The sequence below is a fragment of the Enterobacter cloacae complex sp.6700776 genome (assembly GCF_048284255.1).
Lineage (GTDB): Bacteria > Pseudomonadota > Gammaproteobacteria > Enterobacterales > Enterobacteriaceae > Enterobacter > Enterobacter intestinihominis.
The window spans coordinates 1-304 of the sequence record NZ_JBLVYK010000165.1 but is presented as its reverse complement, the minus strand read 5'-3'; the positions used below and the strand labels follow the sequence as shown (position 1 = coordinate 304).

The following is a 304-nucleotide window of genomic DNA, read 5'->3' as shown; positions in this document are numbered from 1 at the left end:
GTGGATCTAAACCAACGCGTTGAGCGAGTTCTTGGATCCCTGAATCACCGAAAACTTGCATTAACTGGCTAGCATTAACTGGCAAATTTTCACCTTCAGCAACCCATGATGAAACGATCCCGCCTAAGCCTTCAGTGTTAAATTTATCGACGACACCTGAGAGCCCGCCTTGCTTTTCAACCCAATCAATAACAGATTGAAACTGTTGCATTTTATCGCCTGCAACCATGCCTAACACTTGATCAAACAGACCCATTTTGACTCCTCGATAACGTAATTGATGCGTTCAATACCAAGTATGGAA

The 304-nt window shown here is 43.4% G+C and carries 1 protein-coding gene; it reads right to left on the bottom strand.

Annotated features, from left to right (window positions below; all coding sequences use genetic code 11):
• Positions 1-256 (bottom strand): YidB family protein (locus ACNQ0T_RS23725; protein WP_417930444.1); only part of this gene is annotated, 256 nt, incomplete at its 3' end.
• Positions 257-304 lie beyond the last annotated feature (48 nt).